Here is a 14,780-nt window from a genome sequence, read left to right as displayed (position 1 = left end):
GGCGGGATCATAACAATTTTTTATGGAATTGAAGCAGTTAATCATTACTGCTATAGTCGCGAACGCCGCCAAAAGCGGCAGGCCAGCGGCTATAGGCTCTACGCCGGCCCTGACCTTCGCAATCCCGAGGACGCGAGGCCGTCCTACGGAGCGTTCGCCAGTTTAATGAATGCCTGGAACCGCCACCAGCGCCGTGTAGAGAAGACCGAAAAAAAACGACAAGTGCGGTGTTTCACCTGCTTACCCGCTTCTTTTCGCCGTACCTCTGCCCGCCACCGTCGTCTCCGCGCATTTGGGCGAAGTGCCCCGGAAATACCTGCCTTGGACATGTTATGGCGCCAGCCCGGTACGGGCTGGCGAAAAATGCAACCCGTTGCGGATTCAGCGCGCGGCAGCACCCGAATTTTCAAGGGATACGTGCAGGGTGGAGATGCACAGCCCTCGGACCGTGTGGCACCGCGTCCGGCCAGCGCCCCGATTGAGTGGGCAATGAGCGGACAAGGTCCTCGACAGACGCCCTCGTGGCGTCCACGGACGACAGGTTGATTCCTCCTCCTGACTGAGTGCACCAGGCCCGCTCGGTTGATTCGGATCACGTTCGAAGAACTCGGCAGGCCTTACAGGCACCACGATACAGGACGCGTCGTCGCGACAACGGCAGGCTGGGCAACCGGCTGGTGCCGAACGTCGTCAGACACGGGGGTGGCTCGCCACCCTTTGCGCACCCAGGCACCGACCACGAAAAGTCGTGTGTGCCGAACGCCGTTTCCGGCAGCCCGGAAACCGACGGTACAACATGAAAAGAATGCTGATTAACGCAACTCAACCCGAAGAGTTGCGTGTAGCACTGGTCGACGGCCAGCGCCTCTACGACCTGGACATCGAGTCCGGCGCGCGCGAGCAGAAAAAGGCCAACATCTACAAGGGCAAGATCACCCGTATCGAGCCCAGCCTCGAAGCCGCCTTCGTCGACTTCGGCTCCGACCGTCACGGCTTCCTGCCGCTGAAGGAAATCTCCCGCGAATACTTCAAGAAGACGCCAGAAGGCCGGGTCAACATCAAGGAAGTGCTGAGCGAAGGCCAGGAAGTCATCGTCCAGGTCGAGAAGGAAGAGCGCGGCAACAAAGGCGCCGCCCTGACCACCTTCATCAGCCTGGCCGGCCGCTACCTGGTGCTGATGCCCAACAACCCGCGTGCCGGCGGCATCTCCCGCCGCATCGAAGGCGAAGAGCGCAACGAGCTGCGTGAAGCACTGAACGGCCTGACCGTTCCGGGCGACATGGGCCTGATCGTGCGTACCGCAGGCCTTGGCCGCAGCAGCGAAGAAATGCAGTGGGACCTCGACTACCTGCTGCAGCTGTGGACCGCCATCAAAGAAGCCTCGCAAGATCGCGTCGCGCCGTTCCTGATCTACCAGGAAAGCAACGTCATCATCCGCGCCATCCGCGACTACCTGCGCCAGGACATCGGCGAAGTGCTGATCGACAGCATCGATGCGCAAGAAGAAGCTCTGACCTTCATCCGTCAGGTGATGCCGCAGTACGCCAGCAAGGTCAAGCTGTACGAAGACAGCGTGCCGCTGTTCAACCGCTTCCAGATCGAAAGCCAGATCGAAACCGCCTTCCAGCGCGTGGTCGACCTGCCGTCCGGTGGCTCGATCGTGATCGACCCCACCGAAGCCCTGGTCTCCATCGACATCAACTCGGCGCGCGCCACCAAAGGCAGCGACATCGAGGAAACTGCCCTGCAGACCAACCTGGAGGCGGCTGAAGAGATCGCCCGCCAGCTGCGCCTGCGCGACATCGGCGGCCTGATCGTCATCGACTTCATCGACATGACCCCGGCCAAAAACCAGCGCGCCGTCGAAGAGCGCGTGCGTGAATGCCTGGAGGCCGACCGCGCCCGCGTGCAGGTTGGCCGCATTTCGCGCTTCGGCCTGCTTGAAATGTCCCGCCAGCGCCTGCGCCCGTCGCTGGGCGAAAGCAGCGGCATCGTCTGCCCACGCTGCTCCGGCACCGGCATCATCCGTGACGTCGAGTCGCTGTCGCTGGCCATCCTGCGCCTGATCGAGGAAGAAGCCCTTAAGGACCGTACCGCCGAGGTTCGCGCCCAGGTGCCGATCCCGGTGGCTGCCTTCCTGCTCAACGAAAAACGCAACTCGATCACCAAGATCGAACTGCGTACCCGTGCGCGCATCATCATCCTGCCGAACGATCACCTGGAAACCCCGCACTTCGAAGTCCAGCGCCTGCGCGACGACAACCCGGAAGTGCTGAACAACCAGTCCAGCTACGAGATCGCCGCTTCCGAAACCGAAGAAGCGCCGCAGCCGACCGCCACCCGCACCCTGGTTCGCCAGGAAGCCGCGGTGAAGACCGCCCCGGCCCGCGCCAACGCGCCGGTGCCGAGCACCGTTGAAGAGCCGCAGCCTGCCGCTGCCCCAGCCGCACCGGAACCAAGCCTGTTCAAGGGCCTGGTGAAGTCGCTGGTCAGCCTGTTCGCCGGCAAGGAAGAGCCTGCCGCCGCCCCTGCCCCGGCCGCGAAGCCGGCCAGCGAGCGCCCGGCGCGCAACGAAGAACGCCGCAACGGCCGCCAGCAAAGCCGCAACCGCAACGGCCGCCGCGACGAAGAACGCAAGCCGCGCGAAGAGCGTGCCGAGCGTGCACCGCGTGAAGAGCGTCAGCCACGTGAAGAGCGTGCCCCTCGCGAAGAACGCGCACCGCGCGAGGAACGTGCCCCGCGTGAAGAACGCGCCCCACGCGAAGAGCGCGCACCGCGCCAGCCACGCGAAGACCGCCGTGGCAACCGCGAAGAGCGCGTGCGTGAACTGCGCGAACCGCTGGATGCCACCCCGGCCGAGCGCGAAGAGCGTCAGCCACGTGAAGAACGTGCACCACGCGAAGAGCGCGCACCTCGTGAAGAGCGTGCACCACGCGAAGAACGTGCCCCTCGTGAAGAACGCGCACCACGCGAAGAACGTGCACCACGCGAAGAACGTGCCCCACGTGAAGAGCGTCAACCACGCCCGCCACGTGAAGAGCGCCAGCCACGCCCGGACGAGCAGGTTGCCGAACAGGCCGCTGAGCTGGCCGAGGAGCAACTGCCGAACGAAGAGCAACTGCAGGACGAGCAAGAAGGCACCGATGGCGAGCGTCCGCGCCGCCGCTCGCGTGGCCAGCGCCGTCGCAGCAACCGTCGTGAGCGCCAACGCAACGCCAATGGCGAGCTGATCGACGGCGACGAAGAAGCCGGCGACGAGCAGCAGCCACAGCAGCACCAGGCCACCGAGCTGGGTGCCGAGCTGGCCGCCGGTATCGCCGTCACTGCCGCCGTTGCCACCAGCAACATCAGCAGCGAAGCCGAAGCCCAGGCCAACCAGCAGGCCGAACGTGCCAGCGCCGTGGCTGCCGAAGCACCGGCAGAGGCCGCCGTAGAAGCCCCTGCCGAAGCCGCCCAGCCGGTCGAACAAGCCCAAGCCGTCGCCATCGCGCCAGTGGTCGAGCAGCCAGTCGAAGCCCCGGTCGCCGTCGAGCCGAGCATCGAGCCAGTGGTTGAAGTCGCACCACAACCCGTGGTCGAAGAAGCCGCCGTCGAGCAGCCTGCTGCCGCAGTTGAAGTGGCTGCAGAGCCTGTGGTTGAAGCCCCTGCCGTCGAGGCCGGTGAAATCGAGCAGGCGCCAGCTGTTGTCGCGGAACCTGCCGTCGAGGCCCCGGCCATCGAGCAGCCTGCCCCTGCCGCTGAAGCCCAGCCGGTCGAAGCCCCCGTCGAAGTGGTCGAAGCCCCGGTAACCGAGCAGGCGCCAGTGGCCGCCGAGCAGGCCCCAGCCGAAGCGGAACCGGCCACCATCATGCTGTCCAACGGCCGCGCGCCGAACGACCCGCGTGAAGTGCGCCGCCGCAAGCGTGAAGCCGAAGCCGCAGCCGCCGCTGCTGCCCAGGCCGCCGCCGAGGCTACCCCAACCCTGGAAACCACCGAAGACGAGCACAAGCCTCATCACGGTTGACTCCGGTAGCTGAATGAAAAAGCCCCGCCAGTGCGAACTGGCGGGGCTTTTTCTTGGCCGGGTGAATATGGCAATACCCTATCGCGAGGCAAGCCCGCTCCCACGCTGCCTTGCTACAAAACGTGGGAGCGGGCTTGCCCCGCGATAGGGCCGGTACAGGTCAATACAGGTTCGGCTCCATCTCAAGCCTCACCCCGAAGCGCTCGAGAATGTCGGCCTGGATACGCTGCGCCAGCTCATGCAACTGCGCCCCGCTGGCCTGGCCGTAGTTGACCAGCACCAACGACTGCAACCGATGCACCCCGGCATCACCGTCGCGATAGCCCTTCCAGCCCGCCTGCTCGATCAGCCAGCCAGCCGCCAACTTCACCTGGCCATCGGCCTGTGGATAACCCACAAGGGTCGGGTACTGCCCTCGAATACGCTCAGCCAGCTCAACCGGCACCACCGGGTTCTTGAAAAAGCTCCCGGCGTTGCCCAGCTCGGCCGGGTCCGGCAGTTTTTCGCGGCGGATGCTGCAGATCGCCTCGCTGATCGCCTTGGCAGTGACCTGCTCGACGCCCTGCTCGACCAGGCACTGACGCACCGGGCCGTAGTCCAGATGCGCCTGCAAGCTGCGCTGCAAGGCAAAGCGCACCCGCAGGATCAGCCAGCGGCCAGGCTCACGCTTGAACAGGCTGTCGCGGTAACCGAAGGCACACTCTTGCAGCGAGAAGTCCCGCAGCTGGCCCGTTTCACGATCCAGCGCGGTCAGCCCGGCGAAAACGTCCTTGATCTCCACGCCATAGGCGCCAACGTTCTGCATCGGCGCAGCACCCACAGTGCCGGGGATCAGGCTGAGGTTCTCCAGCCCGCACAGGCCCTGCTCCAGGCTCCACTGCACGAACGGGTGCCAGGGCTCGCCGGCCTCGGCCTCCACCACCACCCGTTCGCCATCGTCGCTGAGCAGGCGCCGGCCACGGCTAGCCATGTGCAGCACCAAAGCGTCGATATCGCGGGTCAGCAGCAAATTGCTGCCGCCGCCGACCACCAGCACCGACAACTGCCGCTCGGCGGCCTCGGCCAACGCCTGGCGCGCCTCGGCGTCGTCATGGGCCTGGGTGAAGTAGCGCGCACGTACGTCGATACCAAAGGTGTTGTAGGGCTTGAGCGAAACCTGCTGCTGCCAGTTGCTGCTCATAACCGCCCCTTGATTTCCACCACCAGCGCCTGGCACGCCGCCTCGATCAGGTCCAGGACCTGCTCGAAGCCCTCGGCGCCGCCGTAGTACGGGTCGGGCACTTCATCCAGCGCCGCGCCATAGCGGCGCAGGAACAGGTCAAGCTCGCCGCGGGCAGCGTGCGGGCGCAGCGCCTGCAAGTTACCCAGGTTGCTCTTGTCCATCGCCAGCACCAGGTCGTACTCGTCGAAGTGCGCCGCCTTGACCTGCTGCGCGCGCTGGCGCGACAGGTCATAGCCGCGGGCCAGCGCCGCCTTGCAGGTACGGCTGTCGGGGGCCTTGCCCACGTGCCAGTCGCCGGTGCCGGCCGAGGCCACGTGCACCACCTCAGCCAGCCCTGCGGCCTGCAACTGGTGACGCAGCACGCCTTCGGCGGTGGGCGAGCGGCAAATGTTGCCCAGGCAGACGAACAAAACGCGCATCAGGCCTCCAGCAAGCGCCGCACGCGCTCCAGGTCTTCAGGGGTGTCGACGCCCACGGCAGGCGCTTCGATGGCGTCGGCCACATGAATGCGCACGCCATGCCACAAGGCACGCAGTTGCTCCAGCGCCTCGGTTTGCTCGAGCCAGCACGGGCCCCAGCTGACGAAGTCCTGCAAAAAGCCCACGCGGTAGGCGTACATGCCGATATGCCGGCGGTACGGCACGCCTTCGGGCAGTTGCTCGCGGCTGTTGGCAAAGGCGTCACGGGCCCACGGCAGCGGCGCGCGGCTGAAGGTCAGGGCCAGGCCGTGCTTGTCGCTGGTGACCTTGACCGCGTTGGGGTTGAACACGGTGTGCGGTTCGTGGATCGGTTCGGCGAGGGTCGCAATGCCGGCCTCAGGGTGCGCCGCAAGGTTGGCGGCCACCTGATCGATGATCACCGGTGGAATCAGCGGCTCGTCGCCCTGCACGTTGACCACGATGGCGTCTGCGGCCAGGCCCAGTTGGGCGGCCACTTCGGCCAGGCGGTCGGTGCCCGACTCGTGGTCGGCGCGGGTCAGCAGCACTTCGGCGCCAAAGCCCTGGCAGGCCTCGACGATGCTGGTGTCGTCAGTGGCGATGACCACGCGTTCGGCACCGCTCTTGCGCGCCTGCTCCCACACATGCTGGATCATCGGCTTGCCGGCGATCGCCAGCAACGGCTTGCCCGGCAGGCGCGTGGAGCGCAGCCGGGCAGGAATCACCACGGTGAAGGCCAGGCTCATTTGTCCAGGCGCTCGTCGTCGGTCAGGGTGCGCGCTTCGCTTTCCAGCATCACCGGGATGCCATCGCGGATCGGGTAGGCCAGGCCCGCGCCCTTGCTGATCAGCTCGGTCTTGTCGGCGCTGAGCTTGAGCGGGCCTTTGGTGATCGGGCAGGCCAGGATATCGAGCAGTTTGGTGTCCATGGGGGTTCCTTGAGGCCAGTGGCCAGAAAGTGAAAAAGGCTCAGAAACGGCCGGGCAGCAGGCGGCGCAGCTGACCGTCGAACCAGGCGACGAAGGCCGCTGACGGCAACGCATCGACCGCCAGGTACCACCAGTCATCGCCGGCGAACGGCCGGCATTTCACCGCATCCTTCTCGGTCATCACCAGCGGCAGCGGCGGGCTGAACGACAGCACCTCGCGGCTGTAGGGCGCATGGTCGGCGAACGGGTGCGGTACAGGCTGCCAGTCTAGCGCCAGCAGGGTGTTGAAGAAACGTTGCGGGTTGCCGATGCCGGCCACGGCATGCATGGCCTGGCCAGCAGGAAACAGGTCAAGGGCGCGGCGCTCGCCAGTTTTGAGATTGACCAGCGCGCCGGGCTGCAGGCCGAAGGCAAAGCCCTGCTCGCGGTCGGCCGCAGCGCCGTTGAACAGCACCGCGTCAGCCGCCTGCAGGCGTTCGGCGGGCTCGCGCAAGGGGCCTGCCGGCAGGCAACGGCCATTGCCCAGGCCGCGGGCGGCGTCAATCAGCACCAGCTCCAGGTCGCGGGCCAGGCGGTAGTGCTGCATGCCGTCGTCGCACAGGATCAGGTCCGGCGCATCACTGGCCAGCAGCGCCTGCACCGCGCGGGAACGGTCGGGGTCGATCATCAGTGCCACGCCGGTGCGCTGCACGATCAGCAAAGGTTCGTCGCCGGCCTGTTCAGCCGGCTGGTCGGCGGCGACACGCCAGGGGTGGTGCGGCGGCTTGGCACCATAACCGCGGCTGACCACCCCCACCTTGAGCCCCTGCTGGCGGCAATGCTCGATCAGCCAAAGAATCATCGGGGTTTTGCCGGTGCCACCGACGGTGATGTTGCCCACCACGATGACCGGCACCGGGGCGCGGTAGCTGGCGCTTGCGCCGCTGATGAAGCGCGCGCGCTTGCGCGTCACCACGCGGCGGTACAGCGCCTCCAGCGGACGCAGCAGGGCCAGGGCCGGGTGGCCCTGGTACCAGGCAGCGAGCAGGCGGTCGGCGAAGGCCATCAGGGGTTGCCCTGCGCGGCCTCGACGGTGGTCATGCGCAGCTTGCTGAAGCCGAGCTTGCCGGCCGCATCCATTGCGGTGATCACCGCCTGGTGCGGGGTCTTGCCGTCGGCGCTGATGGCCAGCGGCAGGTTGGTGTCGCCGCCGGACTCTTTCTGGATGGCTTCGGTGAGGGTATCCAGGTCGCTCTTGGGCAGCAGGTGGTTGTTCACCGAGTACACGCCGTCGGCGCTGATGGTGATCTCGACCAGCTTGCCTTCGTCAGGTTGGCCGGGCGTGGCGCTGGACGCCTCGGGCAGCTCGACGCGCAGCTGTGTCTCGCGGGTGAAGGTGGTGGTGACCACGAAGAACAGCAGCAGCACGAACACCACGTCGATCAACGATGCCAGGTTGATATCGACGTTCTCGCGCTGACGGTTGCGCCGAAACTTCACGCCTTGCCTCCGGCCACTTCCACTTCACGGTCGCCCTGCAGCACTTCCACCAGCTTGATCGCCTCCTGCTCCATGCCCACCACCAGCTCGTCGATGCGGCGCAGCAGGAAGCGATGGAAGAACACCGCCGGAATACCGACCATCAGGCCGGCCGCCGTGGTGACCAGGGCCTTGGAAATACCACCGGCCAGCACCGCGGCGTTGGCGGTCATCTGCGAGCCCATGAAGGCGCTGAAGATGTCGATCATGCCCAGCACCGTGCCCAGCAGGCCCAGCAGCGGGGCCATGGCGGCGATGGTGCCGAGGGTGCTGATGTAGCGCTCCAGCTCGTGGATGACCCGCGAGGCGGCCTCCTCGATGCACTCTTTCATGATTTCGCGGCCATGGCGCGAGTTGGCCAGGCCCGCGGCGAGGATCTCGCCCAGCGGCGAATCAGCGCGCAGGGCCTTGAGCTTGTCACTGGTGAGTTGCTTGTCCTTGATCCACATCCACACCTGGCCCAGCAGGTGCGGCGGGGTGACGCGGCTGGCGCGCAAGGTCCACAGGCGTTCGACGACGATCGCCATGGCGGCGATGGAGCTCAGGATGATCGGCAGCATCATCCAGCCACCAGACTTGACCAATTCCCACACAGTAAGCATCCCCTCGGAAAAAGGCCGCCACTCTACCATAGGCGCGCGGGGGGCTCATCTGCCGGAGGTCAGGGAATGCTGCTGAGGGCCCTATCGCCGGCAAACCGGCTCCTACAGGTACGGCACAGGCGTCATGGCCATGCGGCCCCTGTGGGAAGCGGCCTTGCCGGGGCGCCGTCCGGTCGAGATGGGGCGCGCAGCGGCCCCGGCATTCTCGAATAGGACAAAGATCCTGGGGCCGCTTTGCGGCCCATCGCGATACAAGGCCGCTTCCCACAGGAGTCGCGGCCGCTGCCAGATCGTCAACTGCCTCCACCACCCCGCCAGAACCTGCGCCCGGCCCGCTCCCCCACCACCCCACCCTGGCTGCCCAAGCGCAACCCCAGCGCACCGTCAATCGCCGTGTCATGCACCTGCACCCCATGGCGCCCATAGCGCTCGATCACCTGCACATGCGGGTGCCCGAAGCTGTTGTGCCGGCCCCGCGATATCAACACCCCGCGCGGCGCCAAGGCCTGGATGAACGCCTCGGTGGACGACGACCGGCTGCCATGGTGCGGCGCCTGCAGCCAGTCGATGCGGGTATCTGCGTTACTCGCAAGCCAGGCCCGCTCGGCAGCAGCCTCCATGTCGCCGGCCAACAGCAATCGCTCGCCGCCCGCCTGCACCCGCAGTACACAGGAGCGCTCGTTGCTCGATGGCCCCTGCGGCCAGTGCCACAGCTCGAACGCCACACCATCCCACTGCCAGCGCTCACCGCTGTTGCAAATCGCCCCTCCGGTGCCCTCCCCGCCCAGCTCGCGCAGCACCGGCAAGCCCCGGCGAATGGCAGCGGCGCCGCCGGCATGGTCGGCATGGGCATGGCTGATCAGCAGCAGATCCAGCTGTTTTACCCCCAGCTTGCGCAAGGTAGGCAGCACCACGCTTTCGCCCAGGTCGCTGTCGCCCTGCGCGGGGCCCGCGTCGTACAGCAGGCTGTGCTGGCGAGTGCGCAGCAGCACCGCCAGGCCTTGGCCGACATCCAGTTGCCATACCTGCACCTGGCCATGGGGCACCTGCTCGCGCGGCGCCCACAGCGCCAGCAGCAGCATCGCCCCCGGCAAACGCAGCGGTACCCCGGCGGGCAACAGCACCAGCAATGCGCCCAGGCACACCAGCAGCCAGGCCCACAGCGGCAAGGGCTCGGGTATCCAGGGCGGATGCTGCACCGCTACCCAGCCCAGCACAGTGAACAGCCCGTCCAGCGAAAAACCGGCCAGCCACAACAGCCCCTCCCCGGCCAACGGCAGCGGCAACAGCGCAGTACCCAGCAGTGCCAACGGCAGTACCGCCAGGCTCAGCCAGGGCACTGCGAGCAGGTTGGCCAACGGCGCCGTGAGGCTGACCGGTAACCCCAACGCCAGCAGCAAGGGCAGCAGGCCCACGCCAATCACCCACTGCGCCCGGGTCCAGGCCTGCCAGGGCCGCCAGGCACCCAGCCGGGCCGAAAAGCACAGCGCCAGCACCGCAACCGCACCGAACGACAGCCAGAACCCCGGCAACAGGCTGGCCAACGGCTCCACCAGCAACACCCCGAGCAACGCCATCAGCAGCGGCGTAGCAGCGCCCAGGTGACGAAAGCGCAGGCGCCACAGCAACACCACCGCCAGCATCAGGCAGGCACGCTGCACCGGCACGCCAAACCCCGCCAGCCAGCCGTAGGCCAGCGCCGCCGTCAGGGCCAGGCCGCAAGCCCAGGGCAGCCAGGGCATCCGCGCGGGCCACAGGCCGACCCGCGCCAGCCCTGCCACAAGGCCATAGACCAGCCCCGCCAGCAGGCCGATATGCTGGCCGGAGATCACCAGCAGGTGCACCGTGCCGGTGGCCTGCAAGGTGTTCCAGTCCTCCCGCGCCAAGCCACTGCCATCGCCCAGCACCAATGCCGCCAGCACCGCCTCGCGGCCATGGGCATCGGTGGCCAGCAAGCGCTGGCGAATGCCGTCGCGCCAACTGACCGCCACCGTCCCCACACGCTCGCCGGCCTTGACCGTGCCGGTGGCACCGATACGCCGCGCCAGCAGCGAGGCTTCGCGGTCCGGCCCATGGGGGTTGAGCAGCCCGTGGGGCCGACGCAGGTTGACCGCCAGGCGCCAGCGCTCGCCCGCGCGCAGTTCAGGGCCGTCGAACCAGCTCAGTTGCAGGCGTTGCGGCAGCGCCAGTTCAGCCCGGCGTGACAGTGGCTGTTCAAGCTCGAAGCGCACCCCCTGCCCGGTGCGCGCCGGCAAGCCCGTCACCCGCCCCTCCAGCCACAAGGTGCGGCCGTCCAGCTGCGCGGCCAGGCGGCCATCCAGCGCCTGCTGCGCCGACCAGCAGGCCCAGCAGGCGCCCAGCACAAAGCAGCCCAGCGGCCACAGCCGTGTGCGCAGGCAGACAAGCGCCAATAACAGTAAGAAGATCAGCCAGCCGACCGATGGCAAGGCGGGTAGAAAGCGCAGGCTGAGCAGCCCGAGCGCCAGCGCAAGCATCCCTGTGCGCATGAGTTAGAGCTCCAGAAGCAAAAAGCCCCCTGAGGCTTAGCCGATTCTGGTGGAAAGCTTGCTCAACAATTGTCACAAAGTCTGAACAAGGCCGGGTTTCAATGAAGGCATACTGACCGCCTTAACGCCCGTCGGGAGCCCACATGCCGCGCCGTCTGTTCAAACGCTACATGCCGGACCCGACCAGCATTCGGGAACACAAGTCGTTACGCTTTTTCGGCAAGCTGCTGCACGACCCCAACCTCTGGCACCTCAACCGGCACTCGGTGGCGCGAGCCATGGGTGTGGGCCTGTTCGCCGCGCTCATCCCCATCCCCATGCAAATGCTGCTGGCCGCCGCCCTGGCCATTCCGGTGCGCGGCAACCTGCCAATTGCCGTCAGCCTGGTGTGGCTGACCAACCCGCTGACCATGCCACCGGTGTTCTTCGTGACCTACATGACCGGCGCCTGGCTGATGGGCGTACCGCCGCGCACGCTGCCTGAAGAAATCACCGTCGACTGGGTCACCGACCAGTTGGCCACGCTGTGGCAGCCGTTTTTGCTGGGCTCGGTGGTATGCGGGGTGGTGCTGGGGGTTCTGGCCTACTTCACCACCCAGCTGTACTGGCGCTGGTGGGTGGGCCGGCAGTGGCGCCGGCGCCAGTGTCGCTGTGCTGCAAAGGCCTCAGGCGCGCATGCCGCGGCCGCTGACCAGCAGGCGCACGCACAGCACGTAGAGCACCGCGGTGGCCACCAGCATGAAGGTGATCGCCGTGCCAATGCTGATATCCGACACCCCTAGAATGCCGTAGCGGAACGAGTTGACCATGTGCAGCACCGGGTTGGCCAACGACACGGTCTGCCAGAACGGCGGCAGCAAGGTGATGGAATAGAACACCCCGCCCAGGTAGGTCAAAGGCGTCAGCACGAAGGTCGGGATAATCGAAATATCGTCGAAGTTGCGCGCGAACACCGCGTTGACGAAGCCCAGCAGCGAGAAAATCGTCGCCGTCAGCAGCACCACGACCACGGTCACGCCCAGATGGTGCACCTGCAAGTGGGTGAAGAACAGCGACAGGAAGGTCACGATCACCCCCACCGCCAGCCCGCGCAGCACACCGCCCAGCACATAGCCGATGAGGATGGTGTGAGGCGATACCGGCGACACCATCAGCTCTTCGATGGAGCGCTGGAACTTGCTGCCAAAGAAGCTCGACACCACGTTGCCGTAGGAGTTGGTGATCACCGACATCATGATCAGCCCGGGCACGATGTACTCCATGTAGGTGAACCCGCCCATGTCGCCAATCTGCCGGCCGATCAGGTTCCCGAAGATCACGAAGTACAGCACCATGGTGATCGCCGGCGGCAGCAGGGTCTGCGGCCAGATACGCAAGAAGCGCCGCACTTCGCGGTAGACGATGGTGTTCAGGGCCACCCAGTTGGTGCGCAGCTCGATACTCATACAGCCACCTTCGACAGGTTCTTTTCCACCAGGCTCACGAACAGCTCCTCGAGGCGGTTGGTCTTGTTGCGCAGGCTCTGCACCTCGATGTTGTTCAGCGCCAGCTGGCCGAACAGCGCGGTGATGCCGATATCCTTGTCCACCTGCACTTCAAGGGTGTGCGGGGTGATCAGCCGGCACGGGTAGCCCTGCAGCGCCGGAGCGGCCGGCAGGTCCTGCTTGAGGTCGAGCACGAAGGTCTCCACATGCAGCTTGCCCAGCAACTGGCGCATGCTGGTGTTCTCGACGATGGTGCCGTGGTCGATGATGCCGATGTTGCGGCACAGTTGCTCGGCCTCTTCGAGGTAGTGGGTGGTGAGGATGATGGTGATGCCTTTCTGGTTGAGCTCGGTCAAGAAGCTCCACATCGAACGGCGCAGCTCGATGTCCACACCTGCCGTCGGTTCGTCGAGAATCAACAGCCGCGGCTCGTGGATCAACGCCCGGGCAATCATCAGGCGGCGCTTCATGCCGCCCGACAACGCGCGCGACGGCACATCACGCTTGTCCCACAGGCCCAGTTGCGTCAGGTACTGCTCGGCGCGCGCCTTGGCCACCTTGGGCGGGATGCCGTAGTAGCCGGCCTGGGTGACGACGATGTCGAACACTTTCTCGAACTGGTTGAAGTTGAACTCCTGGGGCACCACGCCCAGGCAGCGCTTGAGCGCCGCAGGCTCGCGGTCCAGGTCGTGGCCGAACACGTTGACCGTGCCGCTGGTCTTGTTCACCAGGGTGGACAAAATGCCGATGGTGGTGGACTTGCCGGCGCCGTTGGGGCCAAGCAAGGCGAAGAAGTCACCTTCGGCGACGTCCAGGTCGATGCCCTTGAGGGCCTGGAAGCCATTGCCGTAGGTCTTGGTCAGCTGTCGGATGGACAGGGCAGAACTCATAGCGGGTCAGGTACCGAAAAAAGGGTCGGGACACGCCAGGCAACGTCACTGGCGCAATGAGTGCGGCCATGGTGCAAGGCATGGCCGCACAAGTACAGTCACCTGTATTGATAATGACTATCGAGCTAGCCGTTGTGTTCGATCAGGTCAGCGCAGTCATCACCGCCGCCTGGTAGGCCGGGCGTTGCTTGAGGCGTTCGTACCAGGCTTGGAGGTGGTGCATGGCCGGGCGCTCGATGGGCATCTCGAACCAGGCATAGATGAAGCTGCCCAATGGGATGTCGCCCATGCCGATCTGGTCACCGGACAGGTAGGGTTGTTTGCTCAAGGTTTCGTCGGCGATGGCCAGCAGTTGCGCGCACTGCTTGTGCGCGGCGTTGATCGCCACCCAGTCGCGCTGGTCTTCGGGGGTGCGCAGCAGGCCCCAGAACAGCGGGCGGAAGGGGGCGGCAAAGGACGAGGTGGTCCAGTCCATCCACTTGTCGGCCAGGGCGCGCTGGCGCGGGTCTTGGAGGTACCAGCCCTGCTCGCTGCCGTACTCGGCGCACAGGTAGCGCACGATGGTGTTGGACTCCCACAGGGTCAGGTCACCGTCTTCGAGCATGGGCACCAGGCCGTTGGGGTTGAGGGCGCGGTAGTGCGGCTCGTTGACCACGCCAAAGGCGCCGCCGGCGTCGATGGCCTCGAAGTCCAGGCCCAGTTCGTGGGCGGCCCACAGTGCCTTGCGTACGTTGCTCGAGTTCTTGCGGCCCCAGATCTTCAGCATGACGACGTCCTTAAGTGTGTGCAGGGTGCAGAGTCTACTCCATGTGAGGGCCCTATCTCTTTCAAGGTTTTTGCGTCAGGGCTGCCAGGTGTTCGCCGAAGGTTTTGCAGCGCCTATCAGATCGAGCGCCGCCCGCGCGGCGCTTCGCGGGCAAGCCCGCTCCCACAGTTTATTTCGGGCCAATTATTCCTGTGCAAGTACCGGCGCCTGCCTTGGTGCATGTCTGGAGTCATGTGGAGCGGCTGCAATGCCCACGCTGAAACCGCGGCGTACAAACGAGGGCGATCCGGTACCGGCACAGGAGAAACTGGCCAGAAATAAACTGTGGGAGCGGGCTTGCCCGCGAAGCGCCGCGCGGGCGGCGCTCGATCTCATAGGCGCTGCAAGGATTGTGGCGAGCACTTGGAGGCCCTGACGCGAACC

At 66.0% G+C, this 14,780-nt stretch carries 13 protein-coding genes; 2 read left to right on the top strand and 11 right to left on the bottom strand.

The window, feature by feature from the left end:
* Window positions 1-796: 796 nt before the first annotated feature.
* Window positions 797-4,003: a ribonuclease E gene (rne, locus tag KSS93_RS11100; protein ID WP_217888313.1), complete on the top strand. Its 3,207-nt coding sequence runs from the start codon at window positions 797-799 to the stop codon at window positions 4,001-4,003.
* A gap of 160 nt (window positions 4,004-4,163) precedes the next feature.
* On the opposite strand, the gene murB is transcribed toward rne, so the two are convergent.
* The 8 genes from murB to KSS93_RS11060 form a co-directional block, all read right to left on the bottom strand.
* Window positions 4,164-5,183: a UDP-N-acetylmuramate dehydrogenase gene (murB, locus tag KSS93_RS11095; protein WP_217888312.1), complete on the bottom strand. Its 1,020-nt coding sequence runs from the start codon at window positions 5,181-5,183 to the stop codon at window positions 4,164-4,166.
* Window positions 5,180-5,644, bottom strand: a complete 465-nt coding sequence (locus KSS93_RS11090; RefSeq protein ID WP_217888311.1) for a low molecular weight protein-tyrosine-phosphatase — start codon at window positions 5,642-5,644, stop codon at window positions 5,180-5,182. The genes murB and KSS93_RS11090 overlap by 4 nt, the downstream gene beginning before the upstream one ends.
* Window positions 5,644-6,408: a 3-deoxy-manno-octulosonate cytidylyltransferase gene (kdsB, locus tag KSS93_RS11085; RefSeq protein WP_217888310.1), complete on the bottom strand. Its 765-nt coding sequence runs from the start codon at window positions 6,406-6,408 to the stop codon at window positions 5,644-5,646. The genes KSS93_RS11090 and kdsB overlap by 1 nt, the downstream gene beginning before the upstream one ends.
* The gene (locus KSS93_RS11080; RefSeq protein ID WP_003247142.1) at window positions 6,405-6,590 is read right to left on the bottom strand and encodes a Trm112 family protein; all 186 of its coding nucleotides are present in this window, start codon (window positions 6,588-6,590) and stop codon (window positions 6,405-6,407) included. Before KSS93_RS11080 ends, kdsB begins: the two co-directional genes overlap by 4 nt.
* 40 nt (window positions 6,591-6,630) lie before the next feature.
* Entirely contained in the window at window positions 6,631-7,635 is a 1,005-nt protein-coding gene (lpxK, locus tag KSS93_RS11075; RefSeq protein WP_217888309.1) for a tetraacyldisaccharide 4'-kinase, read from the bottom strand.
* On the bottom strand, window positions 7,635-8,069 hold the full coding sequence (locus KSS93_RS11070; protein ID WP_217888308.1) for an ExbD/TolR family protein: 435 nt from the start codon (window positions 8,067-8,069) through the stop codon (window positions 7,635-7,637). Before KSS93_RS11070 ends, lpxK begins: the two co-directional genes overlap by 1 nt.
* Window positions 8,066-8,701: a MotA/TolQ/ExbB proton channel family protein gene (locus KSS93_RS11065; protein WP_028690976.1), complete on the bottom strand. Its 636-nt coding sequence runs from the start codon at window positions 8,699-8,701 to the stop codon at window positions 8,066-8,068. Before KSS93_RS11065 ends, KSS93_RS11070 begins: the two co-directional genes overlap by 4 nt.
* Window positions 8,702-9,003: 302 nt before the next feature.
* Complete coding sequence (locus KSS93_RS11060; RefSeq protein WP_217888307.1) at window positions 9,004-11,217, bottom strand: DNA internalization-related competence protein ComEC/Rec2; 2,214 nt, start codon at window positions 11,215-11,217, stop codon at window positions 9,004-9,006.
* A gap of 143 nt (window positions 11,218-11,360) precedes the next feature.
* On the opposite strand from KSS93_RS11060, the gene KSS93_RS11055 reads away from it, so the two are divergent.
* Window positions 11,361-11,999, top strand: coding sequence for a DUF2062 domain-containing protein (locus KSS93_RS11055; RefSeq protein WP_217888306.1), 639 nt, complete (start codon window positions 11,361-11,363; stop codon window positions 11,997-11,999).
* On the opposite strand, the gene KSS93_RS11050 is transcribed toward KSS93_RS11055, so the two are convergent.
* The 3 genes from KSS93_RS11050 to KSS93_RS11040 all read right to left on the bottom strand — a co-directional run bounded on the left by KSS93_RS11050 (window position 11,883) and on the right by KSS93_RS11040 (window position 14,357).
* Window positions 11,883-12,662 (bottom strand): ABC transporter permease, encoded by a 780-nt coding sequence (locus KSS93_RS11050; RefSeq protein WP_217842419.1) that lies wholly within the window; start codon window positions 12,660-12,662, stop codon window positions 11,883-11,885. The genes KSS93_RS11055 and KSS93_RS11050 overlap by 117 nt on opposite strands.
* On the bottom strand, window positions 12,659-13,591 hold the full coding sequence (locus tag KSS93_RS11045) for an ABC transporter ATP-binding protein (RefSeq protein ID WP_217888305.1): 933 nt from the start codon (window positions 13,589-13,591) through the stop codon (window positions 12,659-12,661). Before KSS93_RS11045 ends, KSS93_RS11050 begins: the two co-directional genes overlap by 4 nt.
* Before the next feature lie 142 nt (window positions 13,592-13,733).
* Window positions 13,734-14,357 carry a glutathione S-transferase gene (locus KSS93_RS11040; protein WP_217888304.1) on the bottom strand — a complete coding sequence of 208 codons (624 nt, stop codon included), beginning with the start codon at window positions 14,355-14,357 and terminating at the stop codon, window positions 13,734-13,736.
* Between the last annotated feature and the right edge of the window lie 423 nt (window positions 14,358-14,780).

It is taken from the genome of Pseudomonas xanthosomatis (assembly GCF_019139835.1).
GTDB classification, from domain to species: domain Bacteria; phylum Pseudomonadota; class Gammaproteobacteria; order Pseudomonadales; family Pseudomonadaceae; genus Aquipseudomonas; species Aquipseudomonas fakonensis.
The sequence above is the reverse complement of the archived record's forward strand: the minus strand, read 5'-3'. Positions and strand labels throughout refer to the sequence as shown.

Excerpts from the sequence above, each read along its gene's own strand:
- rne (WP_217888313.1), top strand. The coding sequence starts at position 797 with ATGAAAAGAATGCTGATTAACGCAACTCAACCCGAAGAGTTGCGTGTA.
- murB (WP_217888312.1), bottom strand. The coding sequence starts at position 5,183 with ATGAGCAGCAACTGGCAGCAGCAGGTTTCGCTCAAGCCCTACAACACC.
- KSS93_RS11090 (WP_217888311.1), bottom strand. The coding sequence starts at position 5,644 with ATGCGCGTTTTGTTCGTCTGCCTGGGCAACATTTGCCGCTCGCCCACC.
- kdsB (WP_217888310.1), bottom strand. The coding sequence starts at position 6,408 with ATGAGCCTGGCCTTCACCGTGGTGATTCCTGCCCGGCTGCGCTCCACG.
- KSS93_RS11080 (WP_003247142.1), bottom strand. The coding sequence starts at position 6,590 with ATGGACACCAAACTGCTCGATATCCTGGCCTGCCCGATCACCAAAGGC.
- lpxK (WP_217888309.1), bottom strand. The coding sequence starts at position 7,635 with ATGGCCTTCGCCGACCGCCTGCTCGCTGCCTGGTACCAGGGCCACCCG.
- KSS93_RS11060 (WP_217888307.1), bottom strand. The coding sequence starts at position 11,217 with ATGCGCACAGGGATGCTTGCGCTGGCGCTCGGGCTGCTCAGCCTGCGC.
- KSS93_RS11055 (WP_217888306.1), top strand. The coding sequence starts at position 11,361 with ATGCCGCGCCGTCTGTTCAAACGCTACATGCCGGACCCGACCAGCATT.
- KSS93_RS11050 (WP_217842419.1), bottom strand. The coding sequence starts at position 12,662 with ATGAGTATCGAGCTGCGCACCAACTGGGTGGCCCTGAACACCATCGTC.
- KSS93_RS11045 (WP_217888305.1), bottom strand. The coding sequence starts at position 13,591 with ATGAGTTCTGCCCTGTCCATCCGACAGCTGACCAAGACCTACGGCAAT.
- KSS93_RS11040 (WP_217888304.1), bottom strand. The coding sequence starts at position 14,357 with ATGCTGAAGATCTGGGGCCGCAAGAACTCGAGCAACGTACGCAAGGCA.